Source organism: Haloarcula sp. H-hyl2 (assembly GCF_056934385.1).
Map to the genome: position 1 here is coordinate 65,725 of NZ_JBRIIJ010000001.1, position 25,728 is coordinate 91,452.

General features: G+C 63.5%; 31 protein-coding genes and 2 pseudogenes. 15 read left to right on the forward strand and 18 right to left on the reverse strand.

The features are described from left to right. Positions 1 to 8: 8 nt before the first annotated feature. The 4 genes from Hhyl2_RS00325 to Hhyl2_RS00340 form a co-directional block, all read right to left on the reverse strand. Positions 9 to 1,967, reverse strand: coding sequence for a VirB4 family type IV secretion system protein (locus tag Hhyl2_RS00325; RefSeq protein WP_483550539.1), 1,959 nt, complete (start codon positions 1,965 to 1,967; stop codon positions 9 to 11). Positions 1,968 to 2,271: 304 nt separating this feature from the next. After that, positions 2,272 to 2,451 (reverse strand): hypothetical protein, encoded by a 180-nt coding sequence (locus Hhyl2_RS00330; protein ID WP_483548715.1) that lies wholly within the window; start codon positions 2,449 to 2,451, stop codon positions 2,272 to 2,274. Continuing rightward, positions 2,448 to 2,786, reverse strand: coding sequence for a hypothetical protein (locus Hhyl2_RS00335; RefSeq protein WP_483548716.1), 339 nt, complete (start codon positions 2,784 to 2,786; stop codon positions 2,448 to 2,450). Before Hhyl2_RS00335 ends, Hhyl2_RS00330 begins: the two co-directional genes overlap by 4 nt. A 350-nt stretch (positions 2,787 to 3,136) precedes the next feature. Continuing rightward, a complete protein-coding gene (locus Hhyl2_RS00340; protein ID WP_483548717.1) occupies positions 3,137 to 3,553 on the reverse strand; it encodes a MarR family winged helix-turn-helix transcriptional regulator in 417 nt (138 codons plus the stop codon). Positions 3,554 to 4,012: 459 nt separating this feature from the next. On the opposite strand from Hhyl2_RS00340, the gene Hhyl2_RS00345 reads away from it, so the two are divergent. Continuing rightward, the gene (locus tag Hhyl2_RS00345) at positions 4,013 to 4,198 is read left to right on the forward strand and encodes a hypothetical protein (RefSeq protein ID WP_483548718.1); all 186 of its coding nucleotides are present in this window, start codon (positions 4,013 to 4,015) and stop codon (positions 4,196 to 4,198) included. Here Hhyl2_RS00345 and Hhyl2_RS00350 read toward each other — a convergent pair. From Hhyl2_RS00350 to Hhyl2_RS00360, 3 genes and pseudogenes are all read right to left on the reverse strand, one after another. Continuing rightward, positions 4,127 to 4,363 (reverse strand): annotated as a pseudogene (locus tag Hhyl2_RS00350) (hypothetical protein); the annotation flags it as partial. The gene Hhyl2_RS00345 and the pseudogene Hhyl2_RS00350 sit on opposite strands and share 72 nt — an antisense overlap. Before the next feature lie 31 nt (positions 4,364 to 4,394). Next, positions 4,395 to 4,949 carry a DUF2238 domain-containing protein gene (locus tag Hhyl2_RS00355; RefSeq protein ID WP_483548719.1) on the reverse strand — a complete coding sequence of 185 codons (555 nt, stop codon included), beginning with the start codon at positions 4,947 to 4,949 and terminating at the stop codon, positions 4,395 to 4,397. 98 nt (positions 4,950 to 5,047) lie between these two features. Beyond that, positions 5,048 to 5,665, reverse strand: coding sequence for a metal-dependent hydrolase (locus Hhyl2_RS00360; protein ID WP_483548720.1), 618 nt, complete (start codon positions 5,663 to 5,665; stop codon positions 5,048 to 5,050). A gap of 215 nt (positions 5,666 to 5,880) precedes the next feature. On the opposite strand from Hhyl2_RS00360, the gene Hhyl2_RS00365 reads away from it, so the two are divergent. The 4 genes and pseudogenes from Hhyl2_RS00365 (at position 5,881) to Hhyl2_RS00380 (ending at position 7,988) form a co-directional block, all read left to right on the forward strand. Next, positions 5,881 to 6,696 carry a VOC family protein gene (locus Hhyl2_RS00365; protein WP_483548721.1) on the forward strand — a complete coding sequence of 272 codons (816 nt, stop codon included), beginning with the start codon at positions 5,881 to 5,883 and terminating at the stop codon, positions 6,694 to 6,696. Positions 6,697 to 6,954: 258 nt separating this feature from the next. Further along, positions 6,955 to 7,644 (forward strand): hypothetical protein, encoded by a 690-nt coding sequence (locus tag Hhyl2_RS00370; RefSeq protein ID WP_483548722.1) that lies wholly within the window; start codon positions 6,955 to 6,957, stop codon positions 7,642 to 7,644. Continuing rightward, a pseudogene (locus Hhyl2_RS00375) lies at positions 7,611 to 7,775 on the forward strand (M23 family metallopeptidase); the annotation flags it as partial. The gene Hhyl2_RS00370 and the pseudogene Hhyl2_RS00375, both read left to right, overlap by 34 nt. Positions 7,776 to 7,856: 81 nt before the next feature. Then, positions 7,857 to 7,988: a hypothetical protein gene (locus Hhyl2_RS00380; protein WP_483548723.1), complete on the forward strand. Its 132-nt coding sequence runs from the start codon at positions 7,857 to 7,859 to the stop codon at positions 7,986 to 7,988. A 39-nt stretch (positions 7,989 to 8,027) separates the two neighbouring features. On the opposite strand, the gene ftsY is transcribed toward Hhyl2_RS00380, so the two are convergent. The 4 genes from ftsY to Hhyl2_RS00400 form a co-directional block, all read right to left on the reverse strand. Next, positions 8,028 to 9,281 (reverse strand): signal recognition particle-docking protein FtsY, encoded by a 1,254-nt coding sequence (ftsY, locus tag Hhyl2_RS00385; RefSeq protein WP_483548724.1) that lies wholly within the window; start codon positions 9,279 to 9,281, stop codon positions 8,028 to 8,030. A gap of 7 nt (positions 9,282 to 9,288) precedes the next feature. Continuing rightward, positions 9,289 to 9,762, reverse strand: coding sequence for a prefoldin subunit alpha (gene pfdA / locus Hhyl2_RS00390; protein ID WP_483548725.1), 474 nt, complete (start codon positions 9,760 to 9,762; stop codon positions 9,289 to 9,291). Then, positions 9,759 to 9,932, reverse strand: coding sequence for a 50S ribosomal protein L18Ae (gene rpl18a, locus Hhyl2_RS00395; protein WP_483548726.1), 174 nt, complete (start codon positions 9,930 to 9,932; stop codon positions 9,759 to 9,761). The genes pfdA and rpl18a overlap by 4 nt, the downstream gene beginning before the upstream one ends. Positions 9,933 to 10,232: 300 nt before the next feature. Further along, entirely contained in the window at positions 10,233 to 10,394 is a 162-nt protein-coding gene (locus tag Hhyl2_RS00400) for a hypothetical protein (RefSeq protein ID WP_483548727.1), read from the reverse strand. A gap of 81 nt (positions 10,395 to 10,475) precedes the next feature. On the opposite strand from Hhyl2_RS00400, the gene Hhyl2_RS00405 reads away from it, so the two are divergent. Beyond that, positions 10,476 to 10,601, forward strand: coding sequence for a hypothetical protein (locus Hhyl2_RS00405; RefSeq protein WP_483548728.1), 126 nt, complete (start codon positions 10,476 to 10,478; stop codon positions 10,599 to 10,601). On the opposite strand, the gene Hhyl2_RS00410 is transcribed toward Hhyl2_RS00405, so the two are convergent. Both Hhyl2_RS00410 and Hhyl2_RS00415 read right to left on the reverse strand, forming a co-directional pair. Continuing rightward, complete coding sequence (locus Hhyl2_RS00410) at positions 10,602 to 10,958, reverse strand: DUF5658 family protein (protein ID WP_483548729.1); 357 nt, start codon at positions 10,956 to 10,958, stop codon at positions 10,602 to 10,604. It abuts the gene before it with no gap. Positions 10,959 to 11,009: 51 nt separating this feature from the next. Continuing rightward, entirely contained in the window at positions 11,010 to 12,248 is a 1,239-nt protein-coding gene (locus Hhyl2_RS00415) for a DUF7096 domain-containing protein (RefSeq protein ID WP_483548730.1), read from the reverse strand. 156 nt (positions 12,249 to 12,404) lie between these two features. Here Hhyl2_RS00415 and Hhyl2_RS00420 point away from each other — a divergent pair, with 156 nt between their 5' ends. The 5 genes from Hhyl2_RS00420 (at position 12,405) to Hhyl2_RS00440 (ending at position 16,052) form a co-directional block, all read left to right on the forward strand. Continuing rightward, the gene (locus Hhyl2_RS00420) at positions 12,405 to 13,505 is read left to right on the forward strand and encodes a helix-turn-helix transcriptional regulator (protein ID WP_483548731.1); all 1,101 of its coding nucleotides are present in this window, start codon (positions 12,405 to 12,407) and stop codon (positions 13,503 to 13,505) included. An 84-nt stretch (positions 13,506 to 13,589) separates the two neighbouring features. After that, positions 13,590 to 14,432 (forward strand): polyprenyl synthetase family protein, encoded by an 843-nt coding sequence (locus Hhyl2_RS00425; RefSeq protein ID WP_483548732.1) that lies wholly within the window; start codon positions 13,590 to 13,592, stop codon positions 14,430 to 14,432. Positions 14,433 to 14,464: 32 nt separating this feature from the next. Further along, positions 14,465 to 15,025: an AAA family ATPase gene (locus Hhyl2_RS00430; RefSeq protein ID WP_483548733.1), complete on the forward strand. Its 561-nt coding sequence runs from the start codon at positions 14,465 to 14,467 to the stop codon at positions 15,023 to 15,025. Further along, complete coding sequence (locus tag Hhyl2_RS00435) at positions 15,022 to 15,438, forward strand: RNA-binding domain-containing protein (protein WP_483548734.1); 417 nt, start codon at positions 15,022 to 15,024, stop codon at positions 15,436 to 15,438. Before Hhyl2_RS00430 ends, Hhyl2_RS00435 begins: the two co-directional genes overlap by 4 nt. Beyond that, positions 15,435 to 16,052 (forward strand): HAD family hydrolase, encoded by a 618-nt coding sequence (locus tag Hhyl2_RS00440; protein ID WP_483548735.1) that lies wholly within the window; start codon positions 15,435 to 15,437, stop codon positions 16,050 to 16,052. The genes Hhyl2_RS00435 and Hhyl2_RS00440 overlap by 4 nt, the downstream gene beginning before the upstream one ends. Positions 16,053 to 16,070: 18 nt before the next feature. Here Hhyl2_RS00440 and Hhyl2_RS00445 read toward each other — a convergent pair whose 3' ends face one another. Continuing rightward, on the reverse strand, positions 16,071 to 17,126 hold the full coding sequence (locus tag Hhyl2_RS00445) for a molybdopterin-dependent oxidoreductase (RefSeq protein WP_483548736.1): 1,056 nt from the start codon (positions 17,124 to 17,126) through the stop codon (positions 16,071 to 16,073). Between the two features lie 116 nt (positions 17,127 to 17,242). Here Hhyl2_RS00445 and Hhyl2_RS00450 point away from each other — a divergent pair, with 116 nt between their 5' ends. Next, a complete protein-coding gene (locus Hhyl2_RS00450) occupies positions 17,243 to 17,455 on the forward strand; it encodes a hypothetical protein (RefSeq protein WP_483548737.1) in 213 nt (70 codons plus the stop codon). Positions 17,456 to 17,465: 10 nt separating this feature from the next. On the opposite strand, the gene Hhyl2_RS00455 is transcribed toward Hhyl2_RS00450, so the two are convergent. The 3 genes from Hhyl2_RS00455 to Hhyl2_RS00465 form a co-directional block, all read right to left on the reverse strand. Continuing rightward, positions 17,466 to 18,416, reverse strand: a complete 951-nt coding sequence (locus Hhyl2_RS00455; RefSeq protein WP_483548738.1) for a lamin tail domain-containing protein — start codon at positions 18,414 to 18,416, stop codon at positions 17,466 to 17,468. Positions 18,417 to 18,586: 170 nt separating this feature from the next. Further along, entirely contained in the window at positions 18,587 to 18,931 is a 345-nt protein-coding gene (locus Hhyl2_RS00460; RefSeq protein WP_483548739.1) for a DUF5615 family PIN-like protein, read from the reverse strand. A gap of 2 nt (positions 18,932 to 18,933) precedes the next feature. Beyond that, on the reverse strand, positions 18,934 to 19,239 hold the full coding sequence (locus tag Hhyl2_RS00465; protein ID WP_483548740.1) for a DUF433 domain-containing protein: 306 nt from the start codon (positions 19,237 to 19,239) through the stop codon (positions 18,934 to 18,936). Positions 19,240 to 19,403: 164 nt separating this feature from the next. Between Hhyl2_RS00465 and Hhyl2_RS00470 the strand changes: the two genes are divergently transcribed. Both Hhyl2_RS00470 and Hhyl2_RS00475 read left to right on the forward strand, forming a co-directional pair. Continuing rightward, the gene (locus tag Hhyl2_RS00470) at positions 19,404 to 20,297 is read left to right on the forward strand and encodes a CBS domain-containing protein (protein WP_483548741.1); all 894 of its coding nucleotides are present in this window, start codon (positions 19,404 to 19,406) and stop codon (positions 20,295 to 20,297) included. A gap of 67 nt (positions 20,298 to 20,364) precedes the next feature. After that, positions 20,365 to 21,099: an N-acetyltransferase family protein gene (locus tag Hhyl2_RS00475; RefSeq protein WP_483548742.1), complete on the forward strand. Its 735-nt coding sequence runs from the start codon at positions 20,365 to 20,367 to the stop codon at positions 21,097 to 21,099. On the opposite strand, the gene Hhyl2_RS00480 is transcribed toward Hhyl2_RS00475, so the two are convergent. Then, positions 21,084 to 22,115: a nucleoside recognition protein gene (locus Hhyl2_RS00480; RefSeq protein WP_483548743.1), complete on the reverse strand. Its 1,032-nt coding sequence runs from the start codon at positions 22,113 to 22,115 to the stop codon at positions 21,084 to 21,086. The two genes, Hhyl2_RS00475 and Hhyl2_RS00480, sit on opposite strands and share 16 nt — an antisense overlap. Positions 22,116 to 22,717: 602 nt before the next feature. On the opposite strand from Hhyl2_RS00480, the gene Hhyl2_RS00485 reads away from it, so the two are divergent. Continuing rightward, positions 22,718 to 25,717 carry a glycosyltransferase gene (locus Hhyl2_RS00485; protein WP_483548744.1) on the forward strand — a complete coding sequence of 1,000 codons (3,000 nt, stop codon included), beginning with the start codon at positions 22,718 to 22,720 and terminating at the stop codon, positions 25,715 to 25,717. Positions 25,718 to 25,728: the final 11 nt, after the last annotated feature.

Genomic DNA, 25,728 nt, shown 5'->3' on the forward strand with positions numbered 1-25,728 from the left:
GCCATCAGTTACCGAGAGCTGGTGGCAGCAGAGGAGATATGTTCCAAGGGAGCACGAGTCTCTTTGTCAAGAACGGAAATCTTGTACTCACTTGCCCGAACTCGCACCGGAAACCAGCCTTCCTCGTCGACACTCAGCAAGGCCTCCGAGTAGCCGTCGTCGTCGTTCCCAGCCTTCGCCGATCGCACCCAGTTCACCTCGCGCTCGCTCAGGCCGAACCACTCAGCTAACTCCGACGCCGCTTCGTCTACTCGATGAATGAGCGTCATCGAACACAGATTAGCGATCGTCCGAGCCTCCGGTGTCAACGCGAACTCGCCGCCGGTCTGGGTAACGAACTGCAGAGACAGGTCGTATTGGCGACTGTGTCGAACAGCCGTCTCCAAGAAGCCGAGTGACGTAGAATCATTCATCAGATAGTGTGCTTCGTCGATGACGAACAGCACACGCTTGTCGGTCTGTTTCGCGCGCTCATAGACGGCGTTGAACAGCACCTGCATCATGAGACTCGTCTCGGGGCGTCCACGACTCCCTTCATCCTGATGGAGGTCGATGTAGATGACGTCGCTCTCGAAGTCGAAGGCTGTCGGCTCAGCCAGGTTCGCGAGATCCCCACCCTCGCGGAACGACGGTCGAAGATCGATGAGCAAGGACTGGACGTCCGAGCGGACACGCTCCTGTTCACCCTCAGTCACGTACTCGAAGTCCCCAGGATCCGAAAGCATAGCCTCCAGAACCTCGATAACGTCCCGAACTGTCGGCGAGGGACTCCCGTGAGTATCTGGATCCTGCGTGATGCCTTGGCGCTCGTATGCTTCCTGGGCGGCCCGCCGAAGCGTCTGTTTACGACTTTCCAGCGGGCTACTCGCGACTGTCGCGAAGAACGTCTTGAAGAAGGCGAGCACCCAGGCGATCTGTTCGGCCCAGGGGTCCATATCTGGCACTGAGTCGAGGACGTACTGGGGCGTCTGTTTCAACTCCAGCGGATTGACACCGCGGGAGCCACCAACTGTAATTCGCTCGCCACCGAGTGCGTCGCTCACCCCCGCAAAGCCCTCCAGTGGATCGAGCATCACCAGTATCGTATCGGCGTCGTACATCGCACGACGAACCAACTGAAGTTTCGTCGAGAAGGACTTCCCAGCGCCGAGTTTCTCGATGACCATCGCACAGTACCCCGTCTCTCGGGCGAAGCGATCGAGGATGAGCGGGCTCTCGTTGAGCGCGTAGGTACCGTACTCGATGCCGGGTTCGGCGAGTGCGCCAGCGACGAAGGGGAACATCGCGCCGACAGCGCCGCCGAGCATGGGCGTCGTCGCCTGTAGGGATTCGTCGAGACGGTCGACACCCATCGGGCTCGCGGAGATCAGCGTGTCCAGTTGCGCCCACTGTGGCGTCACGGGCGTGAGGTTCGCCGGCGAGCGACGAGCGGTGTTAGCGACCGCATCCGTATCGAGTTTCTCGCGAGTGGGACCGCGAACGGTGAGATACATGGACGTATCGAACGCTCGTATCGACGTGTTCCGTAGCGTATCGTAGAGCTCGCGGTAGTCGTGCAGGTCCTTCTCGACGCCCCGAGCGCCTGTCCGGCGTTTCTCCGAGAGGTACTCGAAGTCGGCTTCGAGATCTTCGATCCGGTTCTCCAGTGAGTCGAGCGTCTGGTGGGTGTCACGCGGATCGAGGTGGATCGAGATGTCCGTCGTCCGGGTCTCTGCGGTCGAGTACAGCGTCTCGAAGAGGCCGTTCTGTGGTGTGTCGGGGTAGCCACCGACCCAGAGTGTTCGCGTCCACGTGTCGCCGGTCCGGACGCCGTTTGGTACTTCCTCGATACTCGACGGTGTGACGAGCGTCTGGTGCACGTCTGCAGTCGAGTCGAAGTCAGTCCCAGTCGGCTCGTAGGCGGCGATCGCATCCTCGGCCTCCGACTGCTCGGCTGTCTCGTTTCCCTCTCGTCGCCAGAACGCCAGCGAACCTGTTGCAGCAGGTCCGCCGCAGCCGGTTCCGACACGAACCGGCTTAGTGGGAACATATCGGGTACCGCTGTCGCGGTGCTCTTGCCCTCTTCGACCTTCAGCAGTGCCTCTCGTAATCAACAATCTACTTCTCAAGAGCGATCTTGTAATTTTGATGTATGTCGGGGGAACGCTATAGCGGTTATAGACGTGTTCAAATCGATGCTTGTAGCTATCGGTCAGAATATGCAACGAGATTTAAGAGCTCCTACCGCAGCGTAATCTTGGCATTCCTGTTGGGGGAGATGAAGCCGGCGAGCTATACCCGCTGCATCGTCGTCACGACCTCCCGCCCAGTCACCCGCCACTGACACCCGGTCCACACCGATTCCACCCGTTCGAAGCTCCCATCCGATCGCGGCTCGAATTCGATCTTCCGCTTGGGGCCACGCACAGGCTCGTAGATGAATGCCATCGCGTCGGCTACGGATTGGGTCATGCTTCCACCCCGTCGACAAGCTGGCCGACCAGGGACTTGTCGAGCCGAACCTCTGCCCAGCCACAGCAGTCAGCGGCCCACGCGGCGACCCACGCCCGCGGCGTATTCGCACTGTAGTACTCACCCCGATATACCGTCGGCTCCAACACGCCGTCGGCAGCAAGCGCGTCGAGGTCGTGGACTTTGAGAACACGACTGGCATCACAGATGAACACGCGGTTGTCGGCCACGCTGCCGGCGAGGCGGTGTTCGTGACCGTTAGTGTCGATCCCGATGAGAGCAGTCCCATACGGGAGGTCGATACGCTCTTGTGGAGCGGATTGCGTAGTTGCCATTGGTTCTTTCCCGGAACCACGCGCCTCGGTGTCCTACCACCGTGGCGATTTCGGAAGAAATCGAACAGCGGCGCGTGTGTTCCTAAGTGTTACTGTTGTCCCAGGGGAACAAAAAACTATTGCTCTAGAGTAACAACTGGGGATTGAAACAGAATGGTTACTCGTGGACCAGAACGGCAGGTCAGTGACAAAGAGCTACTTGACTGCTTCGACGACGTTGACAAGCCGTTCGTGACAACAGCAGATATCGCAGCCCGTGTAGATCTGTCCCAAACCAGAATTCGCCAGCGTCTGAAGTCGATTCAAAAGAACCAGCAGATAGAACGCCAGAAAGTTGGAAACGCGGTCGTCTATTGGCTTTCTGATGAGAAGTTGGGGTCCAACTGAGCACGGCCTAGATCCGTAACCCAGTACACCCGTGCTCGGCCCACACGCTCCGATTCGACCCAGTTCTTCTCTTCCATATCTTGCAGTTTGTTGCTAACGGCAGTATTGCTAATATCCAGTCGTTCGGCGAGGTCTTTTGGTGCCTGCACCGGCGGATAAGCAAGCCGGAGTTCTCTCAGGACATCGATTTGAGTGACTGACGGATCGGGTCCGGGCTTAGACACTTTGGCGGAAATTCGACCGGTCCAAACATAGTAATGTCTCTCGACAAGTGTTCTCCTAGAACAAGTATTATGGGTGTGGCTCCAACAAAATGAGATAGAGGGACGTCCACTAACCGCGGCGTCCCAGCGAACCAATGACCAGAAACAAGCCCACACACGATGAGAGGCATCGCTCTCACCCGGTCGAAGCCAGGAGATGGCACTGTCCTTGGCCCTGCCGGACTGTAGTCACTCACCTGCCCATGGGGTCCCGAACTCACGGGGTTCCGGCGCGATCTCCTGACGGCGATCCCTGGCTGGTGGTCGTCACCATCGATCGTCCCACCGATCCAGTCCGTGCAGTCCTGGGCGCTAATCTGGCAGACAAGCGCTCCAGCACTGCAGGACCAGGACTCGTAGCCATGTAGCCAGCGGCGATCTGCCGGAACAGACTGCCCAGCCACTGGTGAGCGACAGCTCTCGCTCGCCCTATCGACTGCCCGTGCCGAGGTCGGGTCGTCCCGGTTCGAGTCCGGGCGCGGGCCTGCCGTATGCGTACCATAACAACCCAAACCGAACAGCGGACTCGCTTGCAAGCACCTCATGCTGAGACTGTCCCTGCGGAGGCCGACGGCGATGTGTGAAGACTGCCTGACCCGGGAGGAGGTCGAACAGCTCATCGAGGAGAAAACGGCTGACCTCCAAGCGGAACTCGAGGCAGAACGCCGTCGACGCCGCGAGGCCGAAGCCGAACGCGACCTCCTCGTGCTCTTCGTGGTGATGCAGGGAGAAGTCTCCGTTCTCGAACCATACCACTTCTAGACGAGCGCTCTGAACGCGCTACGGATAGAATCCGGCATTGTAGTGACGGATGACGCGATCCGGCGCGAATTCTGGTTGGTGTTCGACTTTGGTGAAGCGGTCATCTGTGGCGAATCGCTTTGCGATGACGTTAAGCCGGTCGAAGTCGGTCGGTGCTCGCTGAATACTGTCTTACGGCGAGCGCGGTAGTGACTCCTCACCCATCGGATTCGTGGAAATTAGCTAGATAGCGGTCACCGAACAAGAGGACGAGCGCTGCACCTACGAGATTGAATACGAGGTCGAGAACGGTATCTTTCCTGCTGTAGAATACGAGGATCGGCTCAATCCCGAGGCGGTTGGCCGTGGCGTGAATGAGATACTCGATGATCTCCCAGAGGACTCCCAGCGTGGTGACTGATCCGAGCACCAGTGGCAGAGGGTCTTTCCCACGACGTTTGGCTGATACGAACGTCGCTCCGCCGAGGATACTCGCCGACAGGGTATGCGTAACGTGATCCCACCCCCGGATATCGTCATACGGCCCGAGCATCCCTATCGCATGCAGAAACATGGCGGTTGCCACGTACAGACGTTGCCAGGGCCTGAACTCAATGGCGAACGCTCGTTCGATCATGGCGGGGACGCAGGTCCCGACAAATGCGAAGACCGCGTTCACCACGGCACCGGGATTGCGCTGACGGACCCCGATAATAAACACGGCCACGATCCCAGATCTGATGCTCCGTTCGACAGCCTGGTCTGACCACACTGGTTGTTCACCCGCTCGGAAACGGATGGAGCCACTCGATAAATAGCTTTCATCTTCCTGTTCTGCACCAGCAGCGCTCGTGTGGGGGCAACTACTTTTCAGCGGATGTACCTGGCAGGGAGGTACGCTAACAGGCGATCCGGAAGCATCCGCTTGAGGAAGCTATCAACGAGTGTTTCGACGGCGGTGGCGAGCCTGCGGCGGAGAACAGCGTAGCCTATCGAGACGGTTAGGGCGCCGATCACGATCCATCGGAACTGGCCGTCAAAAACGAACAGGAGTGGGCCAGCGATCGAGAGCGACAGGAGAAAATCCTCTGGGGCTCCGTCGTACCGGATCAACCGTCGCGGGGCGATCCAGTGATTATGAAAGTGATTGTATACGGCCCGTTCCGAATTCGCTTCCCAGGGTCGCAGTTCGAGTCCGCCACCGAAAATGTCCATCCCGCTGTGGACGGCGGCGGCAACCAGACCGACCGTGACCGCGATGATCCACGGCGTCCGAACGAGCACAGCGGCCGATAGCACGACTCCGCTGAGGACCGAGTAATAGACGGGGAAGTGGAGCGTTTTCCGGTGGCCGATATACAGATCGAAATCGGGGAAGACGCTACCGAATAGGCCACTGAAGAGAAACAGACTGGCGAACTCCGGGAACGCGAGCGAAACAGGTAACGCGATCGCCAGCCCCATGAGAGCGTGTGTCGGAAGCATCATAGCAATGGGTATATCGAGTCGTTCGACTGTTTGAACGTATCGCTTCTACAATAGAGGACGTGCCTCTCGGTAATAACGATGGCTGCAGAACAAAAATCCTCCCGAACATCCCACCGAGGCAGGCTATCGTACTCTCTCGAAATCTGTCATACAGTATTAAGCTTCAGAAGCACGTTCTAGGTATCGGTCAAACTATCAGACTAGTGAGCGTTACAATGCCAGAGTACGAGGTCACAGACGGAAGCATCGCACATGTCGAACTCATCTCCGAGGACGTCGACGCCTCAGTGCGGTTCTACGAGGCGGCCTTTGGCTGGGAGATCGCCGTCGACGAGGAGAGGGACTACACGATGTGGCGAGCGCCAAACGCACCCAGCGGGGCGTTCTTCGACGCGAGCGAGTGGCCGTCGACGCCGCCGTCGGCGCTGTTTTATGTGACCGTCGCCGACCTCGATGCGACGACGGCCGCTATCCCGGACGCTGGCGGTGAAATCGTCATACCGGAGACTGTCGTTCCCGAGATGGGCAAGTTCGTCGTGTTCCGTGACCCCGGCGGCATCGTAGAAGCTGTCTGGGAGGACACCTACGATGGTGATCCGAACGAGGGCGAGTGGCTGCTGTTCACCGATGACCCTGAAGCGTCCAGCCTCGTCCACTTCGAGTTCTACAGCGAGGATCCTGCGGCGACACAGCGGTTCCACGAGGAGGTGTTCGGCTGGGGTGTCGAACGACTCGAAGACGACGCGTATACGATGGTCTACCCGCAGACCCCTCCCTACGGTGGCCTGATGCAAGCGACCGACGAGATGCCCGCCGGGACGCTGGTGTATCTGTTGGTCGGGAATGCTGCAGACGCCTGCAGCGCAATCGAAGCGGCTGGGGGCACCATCCTCCGCGATCCGTACGAAGTCGAGGGCTGGGGCCACATGGCCATCTTCGAAGCTCCCGGCGGTATCGTGCAGGCGGTCTGGGAGAACGTCGAGGATACGGGCGAAACCGTCGAGGAAGCCCAGCGCCGCACCGTCACCTGAGCAGGCTCACTCCGGCGAGTGCTACCCCCGGCGAACGACGCCCGACTCGTCGAGAATTACCCGGATTTCGTCGATGTCCACCATCCAGATATCCAGCAGCTGGCTCGGTGGGCGCCGTCGCAGAACGCTGGTCAAACCGAACACGTGACGGATACTCATCATACGCATCGAGAGACTCCCACCGATTGCGGCGGACGAGGATGTCACGGAACCGTTCTGCTACAAATCTTCATCGTTCGGGCGGACACATTCTCCGGTATGATCTCGAAGCGCTCGACTGACTCGTCCACTGAGGAGTCCCCGGCCTCCTCCGAGAGGAAGACCGATTCGAGAAACCGGCGGCGAATCCCGGACTTGACCAACCTCGTCGTGTTCGGGTATCTATCGCTCCCGGGCTTTTTCATCAGTGACCTCGCACAGCTCCGCGTCCTCGCGCTGTTTTTCCTGTTCGGGTTCTGGCCACTCGTGAGTTCACTCGGTGCCTCGCGTGACGACCCGCCGGCGGGCTGGATCCAGACCGGGGATCGCTTCACCGTCGCACGGTTCGTTCTCTCGTCGCTCGCGCTGGAAGCGAACCCGTACGTATTGCTCCAGTCACTGCACCAGATGGCCGGCCAGCTGACCATCTACGTCAGGTACCGGTTCGACCTTCCCGACCCCGACTCGTACGAGCAACGGACCACCTACCGACTCCCAGTCGAAGGAGTGTGGACGGTCGCCAACGGGAGCTACGACCGCTCGTCTCACCCTGAGGCGTTCTTGGCCAGCGCTACGTCTACGACTTCGTCAAAACCGACGACGAGGGGTGCACTCACGCCAGCGATGGAACCGCCTGGGAAGACTACTACTACTGGAACCAACCGGTCGTCGCACCCGCGGACGGTGTCGTCGTCGCTACCAGCGACGGCCACCGGGACGCGCTCTCGACCATCGGCTGGCTCAACCTGAGACAGCGGGATATCCGCGGGAACTACGTCGATATCGAACACGCGGGCGAGGAATACAGCCTGCTCGCCCACCTGCGCGAAGGCTGTATCACCGTCAGCGCAGGGGATTACGTTAGCAGTGGCCAGCAGGTCGGGGGGTGTGGTCACTCGGGGAACTCGACTGAACCGCACTTCCACTTTCACGTTCAGGACAGCGCCTCGTTCTACCGGGGAATGGGACTCCCCGTGGCGTTCACGAGCGTCGACGTCGGGGAGGGGCCGACTGAGGGGACGAGGCATCTCGACGAGGTACTGCTCGCAGCTGGCCAGCGTGTCCGCCATCGGACCCGGACGACGCCAGACTGAAAATACAGCTCCCAGAACACGCTGCGAAGAAGACGACGCTTACTCTCCGAGCAGCTGATCGACGATCGCCTCGGGGTCGAACTTCTCCAGGTCGTCGTAGTCCTGGCCGGTCCCGAGGAAGAGGATCGGCTTCCCGGTCACGTGGGCGATCGAGATCGCAGCGCCACCCTGCGGATCTGCGTCGGCCTTCGTCAGCACGGCGCCGTCGATCTCGGCGGCGTCGTCGAACTCTCGGGCGCGGTTGACCGCGTCCTGGCCGGCAACGGCCTCGTCGACGAACAGCGTCATGTCGGGGTCGATGTTGCGGTCGATCTTCTCCAGTTGGGCCATCAGGTCATCGGACGTGTGCAGCCGGCCGGCCGTATCGCCCAGCACCACGTCGATGTCGTTGGCGTTGGCGTACTCGACAGCGTCGTAGACGACCGCGGTCGGGTCCGAACCCTGCTCGTGGGCGATGACCTTCTTGTCTAAGTTCTCGGCGTGTTGCTGGAGTTGCTCGTTGGCGCCGGCCCGATACGTGTCGCCGTTGGCCAGCACCGTCGAGAGGCCGCGGTCCTCGAAGTACCGGGAGAGTTTGGCGATGGTCGTCGTCTTGCCGACGCCGTTGACGCCGGTGAAGACGATGACGACGGGCTTGTCGGCCGCCGCGACGCGCTCGTCGAAGTCGAACTGGCCGACGCTGATGACGTCGTACAGCGCCTCGCGAACCGCGTCCTGGACCATGTTGCCCGTACTCGACAGCCGACGGCGGGTCTGGCCGGTGAGGTTGGCCTTCACGCCCTCGAGGATCTCGTTGGCGACGCCCATCTCGACGTCGCTGGACAGCAGCGCCAGTTCCAGGTCGTCGAGGTGGTTCTGGAGGTCCTCTTCTTCGATGACGGTCTTCCCGGTGGCCATGATCTTTGCCTTCTCGGTGAGGCTCCGGCCGCCGCTGTCGTCTTCTTCCTCGGCGGCACCTTCTTCGTCGGAATCTGCCTCGCCGGCGTCGGCTTCCTCCGCCTCGCCTGGCGCGTCGGACTCGCTCTCGTCGGCGACGGCGGCGTCTGCCATCTCGGCCTCGGCCGTCGGCGCTGTCTCCTCGGACTCGGGCGCAGCCGTCGCTGCTGAATCGTCGGCCTCGGTCGCTTCAGCGTCGGCTTCGCTCGACGCCGTTTCCGAGTCGGCTTCGACCGCGTCGGCTGCCTCGTCAGCAGCCGCTTCGTCGTCGACATCTTCTTCGACGGCGTCCTCGTCGACGTCCTCCTCGACGTCGCTCGTGAAGCTACTGAGCTTGTCTTTCAGTCCGTCGAACATGGCGGCCTTACTCGTCGTCGGCGTCTTCCTGCTGCTGTTGCTGTTGCATCATCTGCTGCATCTGCTGCTGTTGCATCTGCTGGGCCTGCTGTTCGAGTTCCTCCTTCTCGGTCTCGACCTCGGCCTTGTCGGACTGGAGGTCCTCGATGTGGTCGTCCAGCGTCTCCTGCTTGGTCTCCAGCGTGCTGATGGCGCCCTCCTGGTCGCGCTCGGCGGCGTAGCCGCCACCCAGGGAGACGACGATCTGGTCGATGTCGTCGACCGTCGCGCGGATGTAGGCGTCGCCGCCGACCGGGACCTGCACCGTCGAGCCGGTCTCGAGGGTCTCGATCGCCTCGACGGCGTCGTCGATGTCGACCTTCTTGTCGCGCAGGCGCTCGATCTCCTCGTCGATAGCCTGGACTTCCTGTTCCATCTGCTCGATCTCCTGGGAGATCTGCTGCATCTGGCCGCCGCCGCCACCGCCACCGCCGCCCATCATGCTGCCACCTCGTCGATGGTGATCTGTGTGCGCTTGAGGCCGTGCTGGGAGCCGAAGTTGCTGTAGACGCGTTCTTCGGCGACGTCCTCGTTGGGCGCTTCGACCTCCTGCTCGAACTCCTGGGGCCCGTCTCGGGCCGGGAAACTGCCGCGAACAGTGTACGTGCTCATACCTTCTGGTGTGAGCAGGGCAGGGAAGTATCTTCCCCTTCCACCTTTTTCGTCGTCGGGTTCGAGTCGCGCCGTCGGCGCGCTCGAACCACTCCTCGAAAAACGTGGGCGAAAAAGGCGGGACCGTCGCTTCGCTCGGTCCCGTGAAACCGCTCGCTCCGCTCGCGGTATGCTCTCCGGCAGCCCTGCCCTTCCCCGGGTCGGCCGACGGAGCGGCCTCCCGGCCGACCGCACAGCACCGCGACCGCCTGCTCACGCTCCGCACCCACACGCACACCGCACCACTCGGCACCGTACCGCTCACGAGGGGTGCTGATAGGCGATGCGTTCGGCGACGGTCCCGGGCACCTGCGTTCCGCAGTCGCTGCACTGCCAGGTCCGCGTGGTCCCGCTCCGGTCGACAGTGAGGTCCTGTCTGTACCGCAGTGTCTTCCCGCAGACACACCGGTGAGTCGTGCCCATGGGATAGGGTTAGGACCGGCGTCGCAAAAACCGTCCCGAACTAGTGTCAACCGTTAAGATGGATGCCGGCGAAAGGCCAGTATGGTACAGCAAGAGGCCTCACAAGACCCCTTCATGTGCCGGAAGTGCGACTACTCGACGGACGTGCTCAGAGCGTTCTGTCCCGAATGTGGCGGGGACATCATCTCGAATCCCAACGCCGGGTAGTCACAGGGTCGCGATCGTCAGCGCGTTCAGCGCGACGACCACCAGTGAGATCACGGCGAAGACGGTCAGCACGACCGTCGCCCGGTGGTCGTCGAGGACGGCCCAGAGCGTGACCACGAGCACCAGCGCGCTGAACTTCAGGAGGCCGATGCCGGGACTCCCGTAGGTCGCGACGAACGCTCTGGCGACGGCGTTGCCCTCCGTCAGTCCCAGTTCGAGGCCGACCATCGTCGTCACGACGTCGAACAGCGACGCGAGGATGACGACGGTCCAGAGGACGGCGTGGTTCTCCGAGAGCTGTCGCTGACTCGGAAAGAGCGTCCGGATATCGTCGCTTCGCGACTGGTCGGAGCCCACCGTTCTGTCCGTGCCAACGGAGCGGCGGGTCAAAAAGCCACGAGATACGCCCTAGTTGCGCAGGACCGCGACGGTGACGTTAGCACCGCTGTCGGTCGTCACGTCGACGGAGTAGCTGCCACGGGGTTCGACCGCCCAGAGGGTTCCATCGTCGCCGGTCGCACCGATCCGCCTGTCGCTGATCGAGACGGTCCCCGGGACGGGCATGCCCGTCTCGTTGTCCGTGACGGCGATCTGGATCGGCCCGGTCTCGTAGGCCCTGGTCACCTCGACGCGGACGGAGTTGTTGACCGTCGAGCGGGTCCCCGTCGCTCTGACAGTCGATAGTTGCAGGCGCTGGGATTCGTGGAAGACGTCCGTCGTCCCGCCGTCGATGTAGGTCGCCAGCTGCCCGCTGGGATGGTTGGCCGTCAGCTGGTAGATACTACTGGTCCCGTAGGTGTTGACACTGGGGAGTTGCTGGTCGTAGAGCCACGGGTAGAGATCCTCGGCGCGCGTGTTGGCCGCCCGGAGCGGGTCGGTGTCGCTCGTGACGAACTGGTCCTGTGCGCCCGGGTTCCGGGCGCTCGCCAGATGGGTTTCGCGGATGTACTCTGTCTGTGTCGTCGTCGCGAGCATGTAATCCTGCGTGGACACCATCACGTACACTGGGGTGGAGGTCGTGGCGCCGGTGAACGTATTGCCCATGCGTTCGCCGACGGGCCCACGGAGGACACGGAGTTCGCCCCTGACGTTCTCGAGCCGTGTCCGCTGGCCGCTCGTCATCGTGAACGATGGTTCGCTTCGTTCGACGCGGTCGATCATGTCGAGCGTCTTCGCCAGTTCGCGGGCCTCGGTGTCGACGAGCACGCGAGTTCGGATGAACCCATCCGCCGTTATCGATCCGTCCGCGTACTGTCCGAGGCGTCGTTGCTGGTGATCGACGAGCGCCTGCTGTTGTTGCTCGATGTTGTTCAGTTCCGAGCGGATCAGCTGGGTCCGTTCGGACTCGCTGTCTGCCCTGTAGAAGGCGCGCTCGAACGTCCGTGTCTCGTGTTCTCGCTGGAGGCGTTCGGAACTCATCGAGATCGCGGCGCCGACGTCGATACTGGTTCCGGTGTGTTCGGCTTGCTGGACGTCTTCGTCGGGAATCGTCAGATGGTTGGTGAGGTTGTCGACAGTCGTCACCCGTGGGAGGTCGTTCCCATCGGCTCCTGCAGCAGTCCCGGTCGGGGTGGCACCCGGAACTGCGGGGACGACGAGGGCGATCACGACGAGGAGGATGCCCAGGAGAGCGGGGAGGCGTCGCATCAGTGCCGGATAGAGCGCCGGAATACAAAAATGCCCCACATTCGTTCACTACAGATACTGGTCGGAGAAGCGCCGAGACCTTTCACGCGGGGCGTTGAAGTTTTATTCCCGGATGGAAAGCGTTTTCCCCACGGGCCGTGGACTGACGCGTGGAAAATGTCCCCGCGGGTACTCGTTTCCCTCTTTGCCCTCCTGCTCGCGACTCTCCTCCTGGCGCCGGTAGCCACAGCGGTGGCCCCAGCGGAATCGGTCGCGGCCCAGCAGTCCACTCCGACACAGACGAACGCGACGGTCTCGGAGTCGACGACGATCGAACTCCAGCTCCAGCCAAACGGAGACGCACAATGGACCGTGACACAGACGTATGCACTGGAGAGCGAGGTCGGAGAGGAGACGTTTCGGTCGCTCGGTGAGGATTACGTCGCCGGCGAGACTGGAACCGGACAGCTGGAAGCGTTCAGAGCCGCCAACCGGGCTGCGACCGACGCCTCGGGTCGCCAGATGAACATCACGGACGTCGATCGCGCCTACGATGTCGACGGCCCGCGCGGGACACTCACGCTGTCGTTCACCTGGACGGACTTTGCAACGAGCGAGGGGGACCGACTCGTCGTCGACGACGCGTTCAACACGACCGACGGCACGTGGTTCCGGAGCCTCGGCGAGAACGACACGCTCGTCATCTCGCCACCGACCGGCTACGGCGTCGACAGTGCGCCAATCGGTGTCGAGAACGGGCAACTCCGGTTCGAGGGTCCCCGGACGTTCGAACCGGGGACGCTCCGGATCGTCTACACGGGCGACCAGGCGACACCGACCGCGACCCCGACACCGACGCCTGACCAGCCGTTCGCCGGTGGGCTTCCGCTCTGGTTCGGCATCGCGGTCATCGTCGTCGGCGTCGTCGCGGTCGTCGGGTACATGACTCGCCAGGGGACCGCAGGCAAACCGGCGCAGTCGGCGATCGAGGCCGATGACGGTGGCGACGACGCTGGAACCGAGGCCACCGAGACCGACACGGTCGAGGAGATCGACACCGAGCTGCTGAGCGACGAGGAACGCGTCGAGCGCCTGCTCGAACAGAACGGCGGGCGCATGAAGCAGGCCCGCATCGTCAAGGAGACGGGCTGGTCCAACGCGAAAGTATCGCAGCTCCTGTCCTCGATGGACGAGGAGGGCCGGATCGACAAACTCCGCATCGGCCGGGAGAACCTCATCTCGTTCCCCGACGAGGACATCACGGAGTTCGACGAATAAGGCGGTCTGTCACGGAACAGGTTCTCGTTGGCGGCTCACGCTGTGTCGTCAGGTACTTTTCGGGGTGGTCCTAACCGGAGGGTGATGGAGTATCTGGAGCAGCGGCGTGACCGCGTCGAGGACCGGTTACGGGAGGTCCTCGACGAGATCGAGCCGACGGAACTCGCAGCGCAGATCCGTCACGTCGCGCTCTCGGGCGGCAAACGCGTCCGACCGACGGTCACGGTGCTGGTCTGTGAGGCCCTGGGTGGTGACCCGGCCGACGCCGTCGACTACGCCGTCGGTATCGAACTGGTCCACAACGCCTCGCTGGTCATCGACGACATCATCGACGAGTCCGAACTCCGCCGCGGGACACCCGCCGCCTGGGCGGAGTACGGCCACGGCCCGGCGATCATCGCCTCCGACGGCCTGCTCGGTGAGGCCTTCGCCCTGTTCTCCTCGGACGAGCGGGCGATGCAGACCGTCGCCGAGTCGATGGTCGAACTCGGCGAGGGCGAGGCGACGGAACTGGTCGCCCAGCCGACCAACGAGGCCGAGTACATGGATCTGGCCAGACGGAAGACCGGTGCGCTGTTCCGCGCAGCCGCCGAACTGGGTGCCATCGCCGCCGACGCCGACCCCTACACCGTCGAGGCCGTCGGGACCTACGCCGAACGGGTCGGCGTCGCCTTCCAGATGCGCGACGACGTGCTGGACGCGACCGCCGACGCGGAGACGCTGGGCAAGCCGACGGGCCACGACGCCGAGATGGAACGGCCCTCCCTCGTGGAGGTGACCGATCTCTCGCCCGAGGAGGCCAACGAACGGGCTCGCGGCGAGTCCGACGCCGCGCTGGAGGCGCTTGCAACCGTCGACGCGCCGGATTCGCAGTCCCTGGAGTACCTGAAGGATCTGGCGGAGTTCGTCGTCGTGCGCGAACGATAGGGCTTTTGCCCGCCGCTGGCCAACGCTCGCCAATGACAGTTATCGGTATCGTCGGGTTGCCGGGCAGCGGCAAGAGCGAGGCGGCCAACGTCGCCGCCGACAGAGGGGTCCCGGTCGTGACCATGGGCGATGTCATCCGCGCGGAGTGTCGCGAGCGGGGACTGGACCCCGCGACCGAACACGGTACGATGGCCAAGACGCTGCGCGAGGAGAACGGGCCGGGTGCCATCGCCGAGCGCTCGCTGCCGATCATCGAGGACCACCTCGACGACACCGACACCGTCCTGGTCGACGGTATCCGTTCGGACGTCGAGGTAGAGGCGTTCCGCGACGCGTTCGGCGACGACTTCGTCCTCGTCGAGATCGACGCCCCCTTCGAGTTACGCGCCGAGCGCCTGGACCTGCGCGGGCGGGACGCCGGCGCCGAGGACGGCGGCGAGTCCCTGGAGGAACGCGACGAGCGTGAACTGGGCTTCGGCATGGGCGCGGCCATCGAGATGGCCGACGTGACCATCGAGAACACGGAGACGCTGGCCGCGTTCCAGCGGAAGGTCCGAACCCTCCTGCGCGATGGGCCGGAGGACCTGGAATGAGCGCCGTCTACAGCGTCGACGTCCGCATCGTCGCCCCGGTCAACGACACCGAGGTGACCGACCGCGTCGCCGACGCCATCCGGAACCTCTTCCCAGAGGCCAACCCCGAGCAGCGACCCGGCGAACTGGCCGCCGAGGTCCACACGCTGGAGGGCTTCTCGGAACTACTGCACGAGTACGAGATCCTCGACACCGCCCGCTCTGTCTTCTTCGACTCGCTGGAGGGTGACCGGTTCGCCTTCGACCTGAAGAAACAGGCGGCCTTCGAGGGTCGTGTCAACTTCGCGGTCGGCGAACCCTCGGAACTGGGCGACATCCACGTCGAGGTCACCGTTCGGGACCCCGACGCCGAGTCGTACATCGACTACGTCGCGCCACCGACGGAAGACGGTACGCCCCTCGACGTCGAATGACCACCGCCGTCTGTTTCGACCTCGACGGGACGCTGGTCCACTTCGACCGCCCCTACGACGAGATCGTCGGCGAGGTCTTCGCAGCCCACGGCATCGACCGCGACCCCGGCCGCCACGACGCGGGCCGCGATGCGTTCCGGGCCGCCTTCGACGCGCTCGAACCGAACCCCCAGTGGGCGGCGATGCAGGCGGTCGTCGACGACGCTGCTGTCGACGCCGACCCCGAGGCGATGGCCGAGACGCTGCTGGACTTGGAGTGTGCGTACTCGGTCGTCCGCGAGGGAACCGTCGACTGTCTCGACACGCTGGCCGACGACGGCCCGCTGGGCGTGATCACGAACGGCGAACCGGACTGGCAGCGCCGAAAGCTCGCCCACCACGGTCTGCTCGACTACGTCGACACCGTCGTCACCTCCTACGAGGCCGGCGCTCACAAGCCCGACCCGGCGCCGTTCGACCTCCTGCGCGAACGACTCGCCGCCGAGGAGTACGTCATGGTCGGCAACGACTACGAGGCCGACGTCGAGGGCGCCCGTAACGCGGGGTTCGTCCCGATCCACTACGAAGAAGACGACGGACCGACCTTCTGGGCGACGTTGTCGGCGATGGTGTAGCGGCCGATACCCGCCCGGTCAGAAGCCGCTGACGAAGATTGCGAGCCACTCGCCGATCTCCCGGCGCTTGCTCACCCGAACTTCGGTGACCCACTTCACCCACTGGAACCCCCGGCGATCCGGCGCGACCAGGCGCAGCGGGAAGCCGTGGCCGTGCGAGAGTCGTTCGTCGTCGACGTGTGTCGCCAACAGCGCATCGCGAGCCTCGTCGATGGGGAGGCTCCACCGGTAGCCGGTCACCGACCGGAACTGCACCCAGGCGGCGGCGTCGTCGGCGTCGGCGGTGTCCAGTAGCTCCCCGACGCGCACGCCGTGCCACGCGTGCTCGGAGTACCACCCGCTCGTACAGTCCAGCAGGGCGTCATCGCTGGCTGTCGGGCCGACCTTGTCGATGGTGTACTCGGTCGGTTCGGCCACCCGGCCGGTGACCGCGAGCGACCAGTCCTGGGGGTCGATCGGCTCGGGGTCGTCGGCGACCCAGCTGGTCACCGGGAAGCGGTTGCCCTCGCGGCTGCCGTCCTCGCGCGAGCCAGTGTACCGGCGGTCCGCACCTGCGGTCTCCAGAAAGTCGTTGACCGGCTGCTGGACGCGCCAGGCCAGCGCGCCCGCGGTGAGGACGCCGGCGTAGGCCAGGACGTTGCGCCGGCCGCCGACGGTCTGCCGGGACGGCGTGTGGAACCGATAGCGGAGGTGCCACAGGAGCAGGGGCGGGACGAGCAGGCCGAGGCCGACGTGGAGGTGGAAGAGTCCCCACGGACCCAGGTCCAGCGTCCCACCGAAGATCCACCAGACGCCCGTCGCCAGCGCCGCCGTCGCGTCGACGGCCAGCGCTATCGAGAGGACCCGCGGCGCGGTCAGCCGGTCGGGCGTGACCCGGTGGCGGACCCGCCAGAGCTTCATCGGCAACAGGACGATCAGGACGACCCCCGCGATCGCGTGGAGGTCGATGACCCACCCGGTCGCCGGCGTCCCAGTGAACATGGTCGCCACGCCGGTCGCCAGCAGCGTCGTGACCGCGACCAGCAGCCCCCAGTCGACGGCCCGTGGTGAGGGGGTCAGGCGCCGGTAGTCCATGTGGCCGGTTGGCGCTCGACGGACAAATACTGCGGGTCGTGACCGTGTCACTCAGTCCCCTGTCGCCACGGCTCGCGCGCGGCTTACCCGTCTGGAGCCCGTAGTGAACGTACGAGATGACGACACAGACTCGACTGCTCGAAGTACAGCTACTCGCCCTCGTGACGGCGCTCGCGGGCGACCTTCTCGGGAGCACGGCGCTCACGACGGTGGGTGTCGCCGGCGTCGCGCTCTCCCTGCTGGCGCTATTTGCCGTGCAGGGATGTGCGCTGGTCGGCGGTGTCACGGAATGGGTCCGCATGCGACCGTCGCCGCTCCTGACGCGGTAACGCGTTTTCCTCAGTACGACCGTTCCAGCACGACCGCGCCCGACGCATTCTTCACGATCACCGTATCGCCGCCGTTGTTCCAGACGGCGCCGTTCTGGCCCCAGTAGACGTCCGTGTCGGTGTCGGTCCCGCTGCCGGTGTGGAGCGTCACCGACGCGCCGGGCGCCAGCGTCAGGTCGCCAAAGGTGTAGCGGTGGCCGTACTCGTCGCTGACCGTCCAGCCGTCCAGGGCCAGGGCTTCCTCGCCGCGGTTGACGAACGTGATCGACTCGGCGTTGAGGTTGTCGTTGTCGTTGCCCGGCGCGTCGTAGTCCAGCGCGGCGATGGCCAGCCCCGACTCGCTGGCGGTGACCGTCCCACCATCCGCCACGGCGGTCCTGCCGTCGGCACACCGCCACAGCCCGCGTCCGGCCTGTCTGGCGTCGGCCTCGGCACGGTCGAACGCCGCCCGCCGGGTGAAGTCGCTCTCGTAGACCCTGGCGTGGCCGGTCCGGACGAGCCGGTAGTTGAACAGGCGGTCCTCGACGACGACGTAGGCGAGCAGTCGGTCGTAGTAGCCCCGCCGGTCGAGGTTCGGGTCGAACGCCAGGCCGACCGTCCGACCCAGGAGGCGGTCCTTGGCCAGGTTCGAGGCGTCGACGCCGGCATCGCGGAGACAGGCCGCCCCCGATTCCGTGTCGGGGACGCCCTCGAACTCCGCCGGATCGTTCTCGACGTGGACCTCCGGCGTGTCGACGCCGACGAGCCTGACCGTATCCCTGGTCCCGTTGGCGTACTCGATGCGGATGGTGTCGCCGTCGACGACGGCCGTGACGGACACCTCGATGGCGGGTTCGGGGACCGAGACACCGCCGGCCGGTCCGGCCGTGCTGGGCGCCGCTGTCGGCTCTGCCGGTGCCGAGATGCCGGTACAGCCGGCCACGACGAGCAGGAGACAGCAGACGACGGCGCGTGTTCGCATTGCCGGTGGGAAGGTGGCCACCACTACAAGTCTGCCGGCGCGTCGGTGATATCTGTGGTTCGTCAGGGCTGGAATCGTGGATTTGCACCCCACGGATCTTCCTGTTCCGTATTGGACTCCGATCTTGGCGCGTGCAAGATACAGCGTGGAATTCGGCCAGTACAGACGACTTACAGCCAGTCGGTAGTCATGTACGTCACTGTATCCATTGCCTCTCGATTGGGGAACGCTTCGATAACGCGCTGGATGATATGGTATAGTTCGTGCGGGGGGAGCGACTGGTCAGCAACGTAGAACACGCCCCTGTGTGAGTCGGCGGGCATCTGGACGAAGTCGTCGTCGCTGGTGACGATGAGACGGTTCTCCTGGACGGCGTACCGGCAGATGGTGGTGTCATCAACGCCTTCTCCCAACTCACTCACGGCGACGACACGCTCCACGTCGTGGCCTGCTTTGTCGAGTTTGTCAGCCAGTGGGGCCGCGATGTTCTCGTCGAGAAGAAACGACACCTGCATGCCTACGATTCCGGCAGATCCTCGGGTCCGGTGATGATTCTCGGGTCTTCGTCTGCGGCTTCGTGAAGCTCCTGACGGCGTTCTTCGACCGCCCGCATCTCTTCGGGGTGGTCGTGATAGTACGCCAGTGCGTGGTAGACTTCCGAGCGGGTGAGGTCAAAGCGGTCCGCAACCGTCTGCGCGTCGAGGCCGCGCTCCTCGACCAGCGCGTGGATATGGCCCACGGTGATTCGCCGGTCTCGGACGTGGGGCTCGTCGTGTATCTCCGACTCGTCACCCGAGACGATGGCGCTCAGTTGCTTCGACATAGTCGAAACTATCACTGCAGTGGCCTTCAGTCTTTGCTGACACGGCCAGTCAGACGCGGCGCTCTGTACGGCAATGACTGTTCACGGCCCTCACTGCTCCAATACGTTCTAGTAGCGAATCGCCACCGAGAGTTATACCATCGGCCTGTGTGTGACCAGATACCATGCTCGTCGACCTGCCCGTACGGGACGTCATGAACACACCGGCCCGGACCGTCACCGCCGAGACGGCCATCGTGGACGCCGCGGCCCGGCTCCGGGACGAGGGAATCGGCTCGCTCGTGGTCCAGTCCGCGGGCGAGAACGTCGGCATCATCACCGAGAGCGACATCGTCGCGGTCACCGCTGCGGAGGGGGATACCCGACAACTGACCGTCGGCGACGTGATGTCGACGGCGCTGGTCACCATCGGCCCCGACGCGACCATCGAGGAGGCGGTCGAACGACTGCGCACGCACGGTATCAAGAAACTCCCCGTCGTCGAGGACGGGACACTGCTCGGCGTGGTGACGACGACGGACATCTCGAACTACCTCCCGCATTTCGCGCACCCTCAGCCGACGACCGAGGCCCAGACTCAGCGCACGCGGTTCACGCGACCGGACACCAGCTACGAGCGCGACGACTGGGAGTTCGAGAGCTACGGCGTTGCCGACGGCATCGACGTCGGCGACCACGTCCGGTTCAGCAAGACCATAGACCAGGAGGACGTCGAGGCCTTCGCCGAGGCCAGCGGCGACACGAACCGCCTGCATCTCGACGACGAGTTCGCCGAGGGGACCCGGTTCGGCCGGCGCATCGTCCACGGGACGCTCGTCTCGGGAATCATCAGCGCCGCACTGGCCCGCCTGCCGGGGTTGACCATCTACATCTCCCAGGAGGTCAGCTATCGCGGGCCGGTCGACGTCGGCGAGCGGGTCACCGCCCACTGCGAGGTGGTCGACCGGATCAGCGAGGACCGGTTCCGCCTGACGACGGCTGTCGACGACGCCGAGGGTAACAGCGTCGTCGAGGGGAGTGCCGTCGTCATCTCCGACCCGATTCCCGACACTGGCTGAGATCGCTGTCTGCGGATATTGTTAGCAAACAACAATGATTATGCGGGTGGGAACCGTTCACACACGCATGGACACGATCGAGCGGCCGACGTTCGAGACGAACGCGGCCAGCGAAGTGTACCAGTACGTCGAGCGCCACGGGACGGCGACGCGCGAGCGGGTGCGGGAGGCGACGCGGCTACGACCGGACGAGTTCGAGGAGACGCTGGAGCATCTGCTGGCGAAGGGATACTTGCAGGACGAGGGCGGGACGCTGTCGCTCGCGCTGGATATCGGGGCGGTCGAGACACACACCACCGGAACTGAGACGTACGTCATTCGTCCCTCCCGGCCGGCGGACTTCGAGGGCCTCGTCCAGTTGATCCGGGACGTCTCGGCCAACGGTACCTACGTCGTCGCCGAGAGCGTCGCCGAGCAGTTGCTCTACGAGGATGCGATCACCCGACACAACACCGTCGAGTCCCGCGTCTTCTTCGTCGCGACGATGGACGACGACATCGTCGGCTGGTGTCATCTCGACCTCCCGCAGGTCGAGACGCTGCGCGGGACTGCCCAACTGACGGTCGGCGTCGCCGCCGACGCGCGCGGCCGGGGAATCGGCAGTCAATTGCTCGAACGCGGGACCGACTGGGCGCGGGCCAACGGCTACCGGAAGCTGTACAACAGCGTCCCCGCGGTCTCCGAGCGCGCACTCATCTTCCTCGACGAGCACGGGTGGCACACTGAGGGGATCCGCAAGGACCACTACACCATCGACGGCGATCTGGTCGACGAGGTGATGATGGCCTACACCATCGAGTAATCGGGCACGAGCAACACCGCCAGCGCCAGCACGATCCAGACGATCTTCAGCCCGGTGTTGACCACGATCACCTTCGAGCCGAACTCACGGCCCCAGATACCGTACTGGAACGGGATCGACCGCTTGAACGTCGAGACGGCAAAGGAGATGATCCCGCCGACGAGCATCGTCGCCACGGCGGTCCGGGCGGTGAACGTCCCATCCCGGACGAGCGGCGAGAGCACTGTCGCGCCGCTGGTGGTATCGAGGGCGAACGCGGCGACGACGGGGATGGCTGCTCCGGGCAGACCGAGCACGCTCGCCGCGCCGTCGGCGACGCCCGTCACCGTCGCGCCACCCTGTCCGAGCAGGGCCATGATGGCATCGGAATAGGCCACGAGTAGCGAGACCACGACGTAGATGGCTGCCAGTCGCGGGAGGATCTCACGGACCTTCTCGCGGGTCTCGCCGAACGCTTCGCGGATGGCCGCGCCACGTGTCTCGGGGCCGTCGTCGCCGAGCCCGTCGGGGGCGCCGTGGCCGCCGTCGGGTGTCGGCGTCTCGGTCCCATTCCGTGCCGCCCCGCGGTTCAGCAGCACGCTCCCGGCGGCGATGCCGGTCAGCGTGATCGCCAGCGCGACCAGCCCCCGCATCGTGACGTACAGCAGGCCGACGCGCAGGCCGAGAATCGGGATCAGGATGGGCGCGTAGAAGGTGACGATGTGCTGGGCGAACCCGAAGAACGTGTTGATGGTCACGGCCACCAGTGTCGCGCGGTCGTCCAGCATGCCGGACTCACGGAAGTCCGCCAGCATCCCGTAGCCGGCGGTCGGCGAGGCGGTCGTCGTCAGGATGGCGGTCCCGACCTCGTCGGGGAGGTTCGCCGGCCCGGTGAGATAGCGTGAGATCGCCGCGATCTTCTCGACGAGGCCGAACGCGACCGCGAGGTTCGCCAGGAACACCCCCAGCGAGAGGAAGACCGTGATCCGCAGCACGCGGACGAGGACGTCGACGAGCAGGTCGGCCAGCACTGGCACAGGCGGGCGTAGGTGGGGCGAGCGCAAAGGAGCGTCGGTTTCTGGATGGTGGGCGCGGCGAGTGTCCGTGCGTTCGAGCGCAACGGCGTGCTGAATCCAGGCGATTCGACAGCAAGCGATAGCAGTCAATCGCCTCGGGGTCAAGTCCCGAGGCTTGTCAGTGGACTCCCGCTCTAACTGCGTAATGCAGTAGGTCGAAAGTAACTATCTCGAAACATGTCGGAACGTGAGTACGTGCAACATGATACAATATTCAAATTATCAAAACTTGTTTATACTCGGACTGGTATGTATCTGAGTAATGACGTGGGGGTGGGGAAGGCCGTTTCGGAGATCGTTAGATATCTGCCATCTTCCATGGTTGGATGTCGGTCGATTGTCGCTCGTCGTTCTGTTAGCTGACGTAGGGTTCGTGTATTCGACTCGACGACCGCGTCCACGGAGTCGTTCGGTGTCAAGCAAGCGACGAACCCACACGACAGCGCCAGCCGTCGCTGAGTGGTGTCCCCGCGGTGCGTCGACTCAGGTCACACCCAGACGATGTGAGGCGACATGAGCGGTCGCGACGAGTTCCTGCCAACGCTATCCGGGAGGGGCTCTCTATGGTAGTCGTCCTCCAGACCGTCCAGGCGGTTCGGGATCTGTTGTTCGCCGCCGTGTTGCTCCCTATCCTCCTCGTCTGGATTATGGTGAATCTCTACATCTACTATCCGGTCTGCAGGATGGTCTGCAGACGAAAAATCCACGACTATCGCTATCGACTCCAACGCCTCCGTACTGACACTGGCGATGCTACCCGAAACGGTGAGCGATCCAGACTGACCGTTCGAACCACCGGTGACGAGATGCTTCGCGACGACCAGCTGCCAACGATGGGCGTCTTGCTCCCGGCATACGAGGAGTCCGCTGTGATCGAACAGTCCATCGAATCAGTTCTCAACGCGTCCTATCCGTCGTCGAAGTTGGAACTGTACGTCCTCACAGAACCCGACGACGAGGACACACCGACCGTGTTAGACCCGCTCTCCGAACAGTATTCGTTCACCACCATAACCGTTCCATCGGCGTATCCAGACGAAGCGACCAAACCGCGGGCCCTGAACTACGGCTTCGAGTATTCCGACGAGGATATCGTCTGTGTTATCGACGCCGAAGATATCGTCGCTCCCGATCTCTTCCGCCTGGCAGCATCGGAGATGGTCGCTGGCGACCTGGACTATGCGCAGGCCCGACTCGACATGGTGAACGAAGACGATGGCTGGCTCAATCTCATGTTCCGTGCCGACTATGCCTACTGGTTCCGGTCGGTACTCCCGGCGTTTGCCGACGCTGGCTATCCGATGCCACTCGGCGGGACGAGTAACTTCTTTCGCCGGTCGACGCTGGAGGAGATGCACGGCCTCCGGATGGCAGAGTACGGGGACCCGTGGACTCGCTCGGACTGGGACTGGGTTACCGGACATGGGATGGCCGGACTCCGTCCCTGGGACCCCCAAAACGTCACCGAGGACTTCGAACTCGGGTTGTTTCTCTGGAAGGAACACAAGGAGTTCGCGTATATCGATATCGAAACGAGCGAAGAGTCGCCGCTGACGCTCGACGGCTGGATCCGACAACGCACGCGCTGGAAGAAGGGAAAACTCTACACGTACCTCCAGTACCGGGAGACACCGCCGGAACGGTGGCGGGCAAAATTCCACCTCTTTCTCCAGTCGATGTTACCCCACACCGGCCCCATCAATATCGCTGGTGTGGTGATCACACTCATGCTCGCGAACTTCGCGAGCTTCGGGCCGGGTGCGTTGCTGACCGGCGGCGAATTCGTCGGCCTGGGGTTCGTCCTACTGGCAACGTGGTTTCACGCACAGGGCTACTGGCGTGTTTCCGAGAAGCCCCCGCTACTGCGCCTCCAACGGGCGATACGGGTCGCACTCACCCTGCCGTTCTACTGGCTGCTCCAGTGGGGAGCCGACATCAGGGCGCTCTATCAAACGTACAATGGCCAGCTAGACGAGTGGGAGCTCACGGAACACTTTGGCCGTAACAACGCAGCCTCCGACACAGATGCAACGTGGGGTAGCATTCGCCCTGAAACAACTCCCACAGACGTCACTCCGGTCGAACTATTCGGATATACGCGAACGATCGTCCTGCTATCCGGTATCACGCTCTCCGGGGCGGCAGTTAGACTGTTCAACCTCACAGAGTGGAGCCTCTCTGGAAGTGAGCTACACTGGCTCGGACGGGCGAGTGGCCCGCTACCCACGCTGTTGATCATGCCCGGCGATCCACAGCCGCCGCTGTATGCGATCGTCCTCAGAACGTGGCTCTCGGTCGCTGGGACGGACGACGTCGCTCTCAGACTCCTCTCGGTCGTGTTCTCGGTGTTCGCGATCCTTGCGCTGTTCGCACTCGGACGGGCACTGTATACGAACGCGACTGGCCTCGTTGCAGCAGGCCTGTTCGCCATCGGGATGACACAGGTCCACTTCGCTCGCGTGGTCGGGCCACACGCGATGACAGTCGTCCTCGTGACAGTTTCGTGGTACTTCTTCACAAAGCTCGCCACAGATGAGCGGGTTGCAGGACTGGGATACGCTGTCACGACCGCGGCGCTGTTGTATACGCATCTCGTGGGAATCGCCCTTCTGTTGACTCAGTGGGCGTACGCGGGGCTCTCCGAGGGTGCACCCTCGCTTCAAAACACACGGATACGAACCCATCTCGGTATCACCACAGTCGTCTCAGCACCCGTGCTCGGGAACGCTGCTGTACAGTCGTTCACTCGTCCGCACCTACAGTCGTCACTCGCGTACGGGTGGCTCCCACAACTCTCACTGACTCAGATACGGACGACGATCCTGGCGTTGGGGGGACATCCGGCTGTGTACCCCCTGACTGCCGGCAATATCCTCACCTGGGCAGTCGCCAGTGCTGTGATCATCATATTCGTGTTCTCGGGCATCTTTTCTGTGTTCACCTTCCGTCGGGAAGACGGTCTTCGGTTCGCTATCGTCGACCAATCCCAGGCGGCTGGCCTGTTGTCTCTGCTGCTCGCTCTGCTTCTCGTTCCGTTTCTCTGTTCGCTGGTAACGTCGTCGGTATTCGTTCCTCGATACACGTTTGTCGCGACGATTCCGCTCTATCTCCTCGTCGCCCGTGGACTGACGAATATCGACGAACGGTACGTACAGCTTGCGCTAGCTGTCTCGCTCGTACTGGCAGGTAGCGTCTTCGGCGCGTTCTACGTCTCCAGCCCGACACAGGAAGATTGGCGAGGAGCGACCCAGCAGGTCGAACTGAGCGCGGACAGTGGGGATCTGGTCATCTTCCAGCCGACTGTCGCCAGCGTCGGGTTCGATCACTACTACGCAGGCCCGGCAGTGGAGACTGCGACACTCCCCCACAGCAGCAAAATCGACGAAAGCGGGCTCCAGAACGTACGCGAGCAGATCAGCGGGCATCGACAGATCTGGGTACTCAGGTACCACGATCGTGCGACCGGTCCCGCTATGCGACTCCTCGAAGACGAACGCGGACCGGTTACCGTATCGAATCATGGCGTCGTCCGTGTCTATCGGTTCGGACCCGCGGACAGCTGATCGTCGGTCCT

Bases quoted from the DNA above. Each gene is read 5' to 3' on its own strand.
- Hhyl2_RS00440 (WP_483548735.1), top strand. From the start codon at position 15,435: ATGACCACCGCCGTCTGTTTCGACCTCGACGGGACGCTGGTCCACTTC.
- Hhyl2_RS00485 (WP_483548744.1), top strand. From the start codon at position 22,718: ATGGTAGTCGTCCTCCAGACCGTCCAGGCGGTTCGGGATCTGTTGTTC.
- Hhyl2_RS00450 (WP_483548737.1), top strand. From the start codon at position 17,243: ATGACGACACAGACTCGACTGCTCGAAGTACAGCTACTCGCCCTCGTG.
- Hhyl2_RS00370 (WP_483548722.1), top strand. From the start codon at position 6,955: ATGATCTCGAAGCGCTCGACTGACTCGTCCACTGAGGAGTCCCCGGCC.
- rpl18a (WP_483548726.1), bottom strand. From the start codon at position 9,932: ATGAGCACGTACACTGTTCGCGGCAGTTTCCCGGCCCGAGACGGGCCC.
- Hhyl2_RS00435 (WP_483548734.1), top strand. From the start codon at position 15,022: ATGAGCGCCGTCTACAGCGTCGACGTCCGCATCGTCGCCCCGGTCAAC.
- Hhyl2_RS00380 (WP_483548723.1), top strand. From the start codon at position 7,857: ATGGGACTCCCCGTGGCGTTCACGAGCGTCGACGTCGGGGAGGGGCCG.
- Hhyl2_RS00330 (WP_483548715.1), bottom strand. From the start codon at position 2,451: ATGACCCAATCCGTAGCCGACGCGATGGCATTCATCTACGAGCCTGTG.
- Hhyl2_RS00455 (WP_483548738.1), bottom strand. From the start codon at position 18,416: ATGCGAACACGCGCCGTCGTCTGCTGTCTCCTGCTCGTCGTGGCCGGC.
- pfdA (WP_483548725.1), bottom strand. From the start codon at position 9,762: ATGATGGGCGGCGGTGGCGGTGGCGGCGGCGGCCAGATGCAGCAGATC.
- Hhyl2_RS00460 (WP_483548739.1), bottom strand. From the start codon at position 18,931: ATGCAGGTGTCGTTTCTTCTCGACGAGAACATCGCGGCCCCACTGGCT.
- Hhyl2_RS00430 (WP_483548733.1), top strand. From the start codon at position 14,465: ATGACAGTTATCGGTATCGTCGGGTTGCCGGGCAGCGGCAAGAGCGAG.
- Hhyl2_RS00465 (WP_483548740.1), bottom strand. From the start codon at position 19,239: ATGTCGAAGCAACTGAGCGCCATCGTCTCGGGTGACGAGTCGGAGATA.
- ftsY (WP_483548724.1), bottom strand. From the start codon at position 9,281: ATGTTCGACGGACTGAAAGACAAGCTCAGTAGCTTCACGAGCGACGTC.
- Hhyl2_RS00360 (WP_483548720.1), bottom strand. From the start codon at position 5,665: ATGATGCTTCCGACACACGCTCTCATGGGGCTGGCGATCGCGTTACCT.
- Hhyl2_RS00420 (WP_483548731.1), top strand. From the start codon at position 12,405: ATGTCCCCGCGGGTACTCGTTTCCCTCTTTGCCCTCCTGCTCGCGACT.
- Hhyl2_RS00345 (WP_483548718.1), top strand. From the start codon at position 4,013: ATGTGTGAAGACTGCCTGACCCGGGAGGAGGTCGAACAGCTCATCGAG.
- Hhyl2_RS00425 (WP_483548732.1), top strand. From the start codon at position 13,590: ATGGAGTATCTGGAGCAGCGGCGTGACCGCGTCGAGGACCGGTTACGG.
- Hhyl2_RS00470 (WP_483548741.1), top strand. From the start codon at position 19,404: ATGCTCGTCGACCTGCCCGTACGGGACGTCATGAACACACCGGCCCGG.
- Hhyl2_RS00400 (WP_483548727.1), bottom strand. From the start codon at position 10,394: ATGGGCACGACTCACCGGTGTGTCTGCGGGAAGACACTGCGGTACAGA.
- Hhyl2_RS00365 (WP_483548721.1), top strand. From the start codon at position 5,881: ATGCCAGAGTACGAGGTCACAGACGGAAGCATCGCACATGTCGAACTC.
- Hhyl2_RS00335 (WP_483548716.1), bottom strand. From the start codon at position 2,786: ATGGCAACTACGCAATCCGCTCCACAAGAGCGTATCGACCTCCCGTAT.
- Hhyl2_RS00415 (WP_483548730.1), bottom strand. From the start codon at position 12,248: ATGCGACGCCTCCCCGCTCTCCTGGGCATCCTCCTCGTCGTGATCGCC.
- Hhyl2_RS00445 (WP_483548736.1), bottom strand. From the start codon at position 17,126: ATGGACTACCGGCGCCTGACCCCCTCACCACGGGCCGTCGACTGGGGG.
- Hhyl2_RS00405 (WP_483548728.1), top strand. From the start codon at position 10,476: ATGGTACAGCAAGAGGCCTCACAAGACCCCTTCATGTGCCGGAAGTGC.
- Hhyl2_RS00475 (WP_483548742.1), top strand. From the start codon at position 20,365: ATGGACACGATCGAGCGGCCGACGTTCGAGACGAACGCGGCCAGCGAA.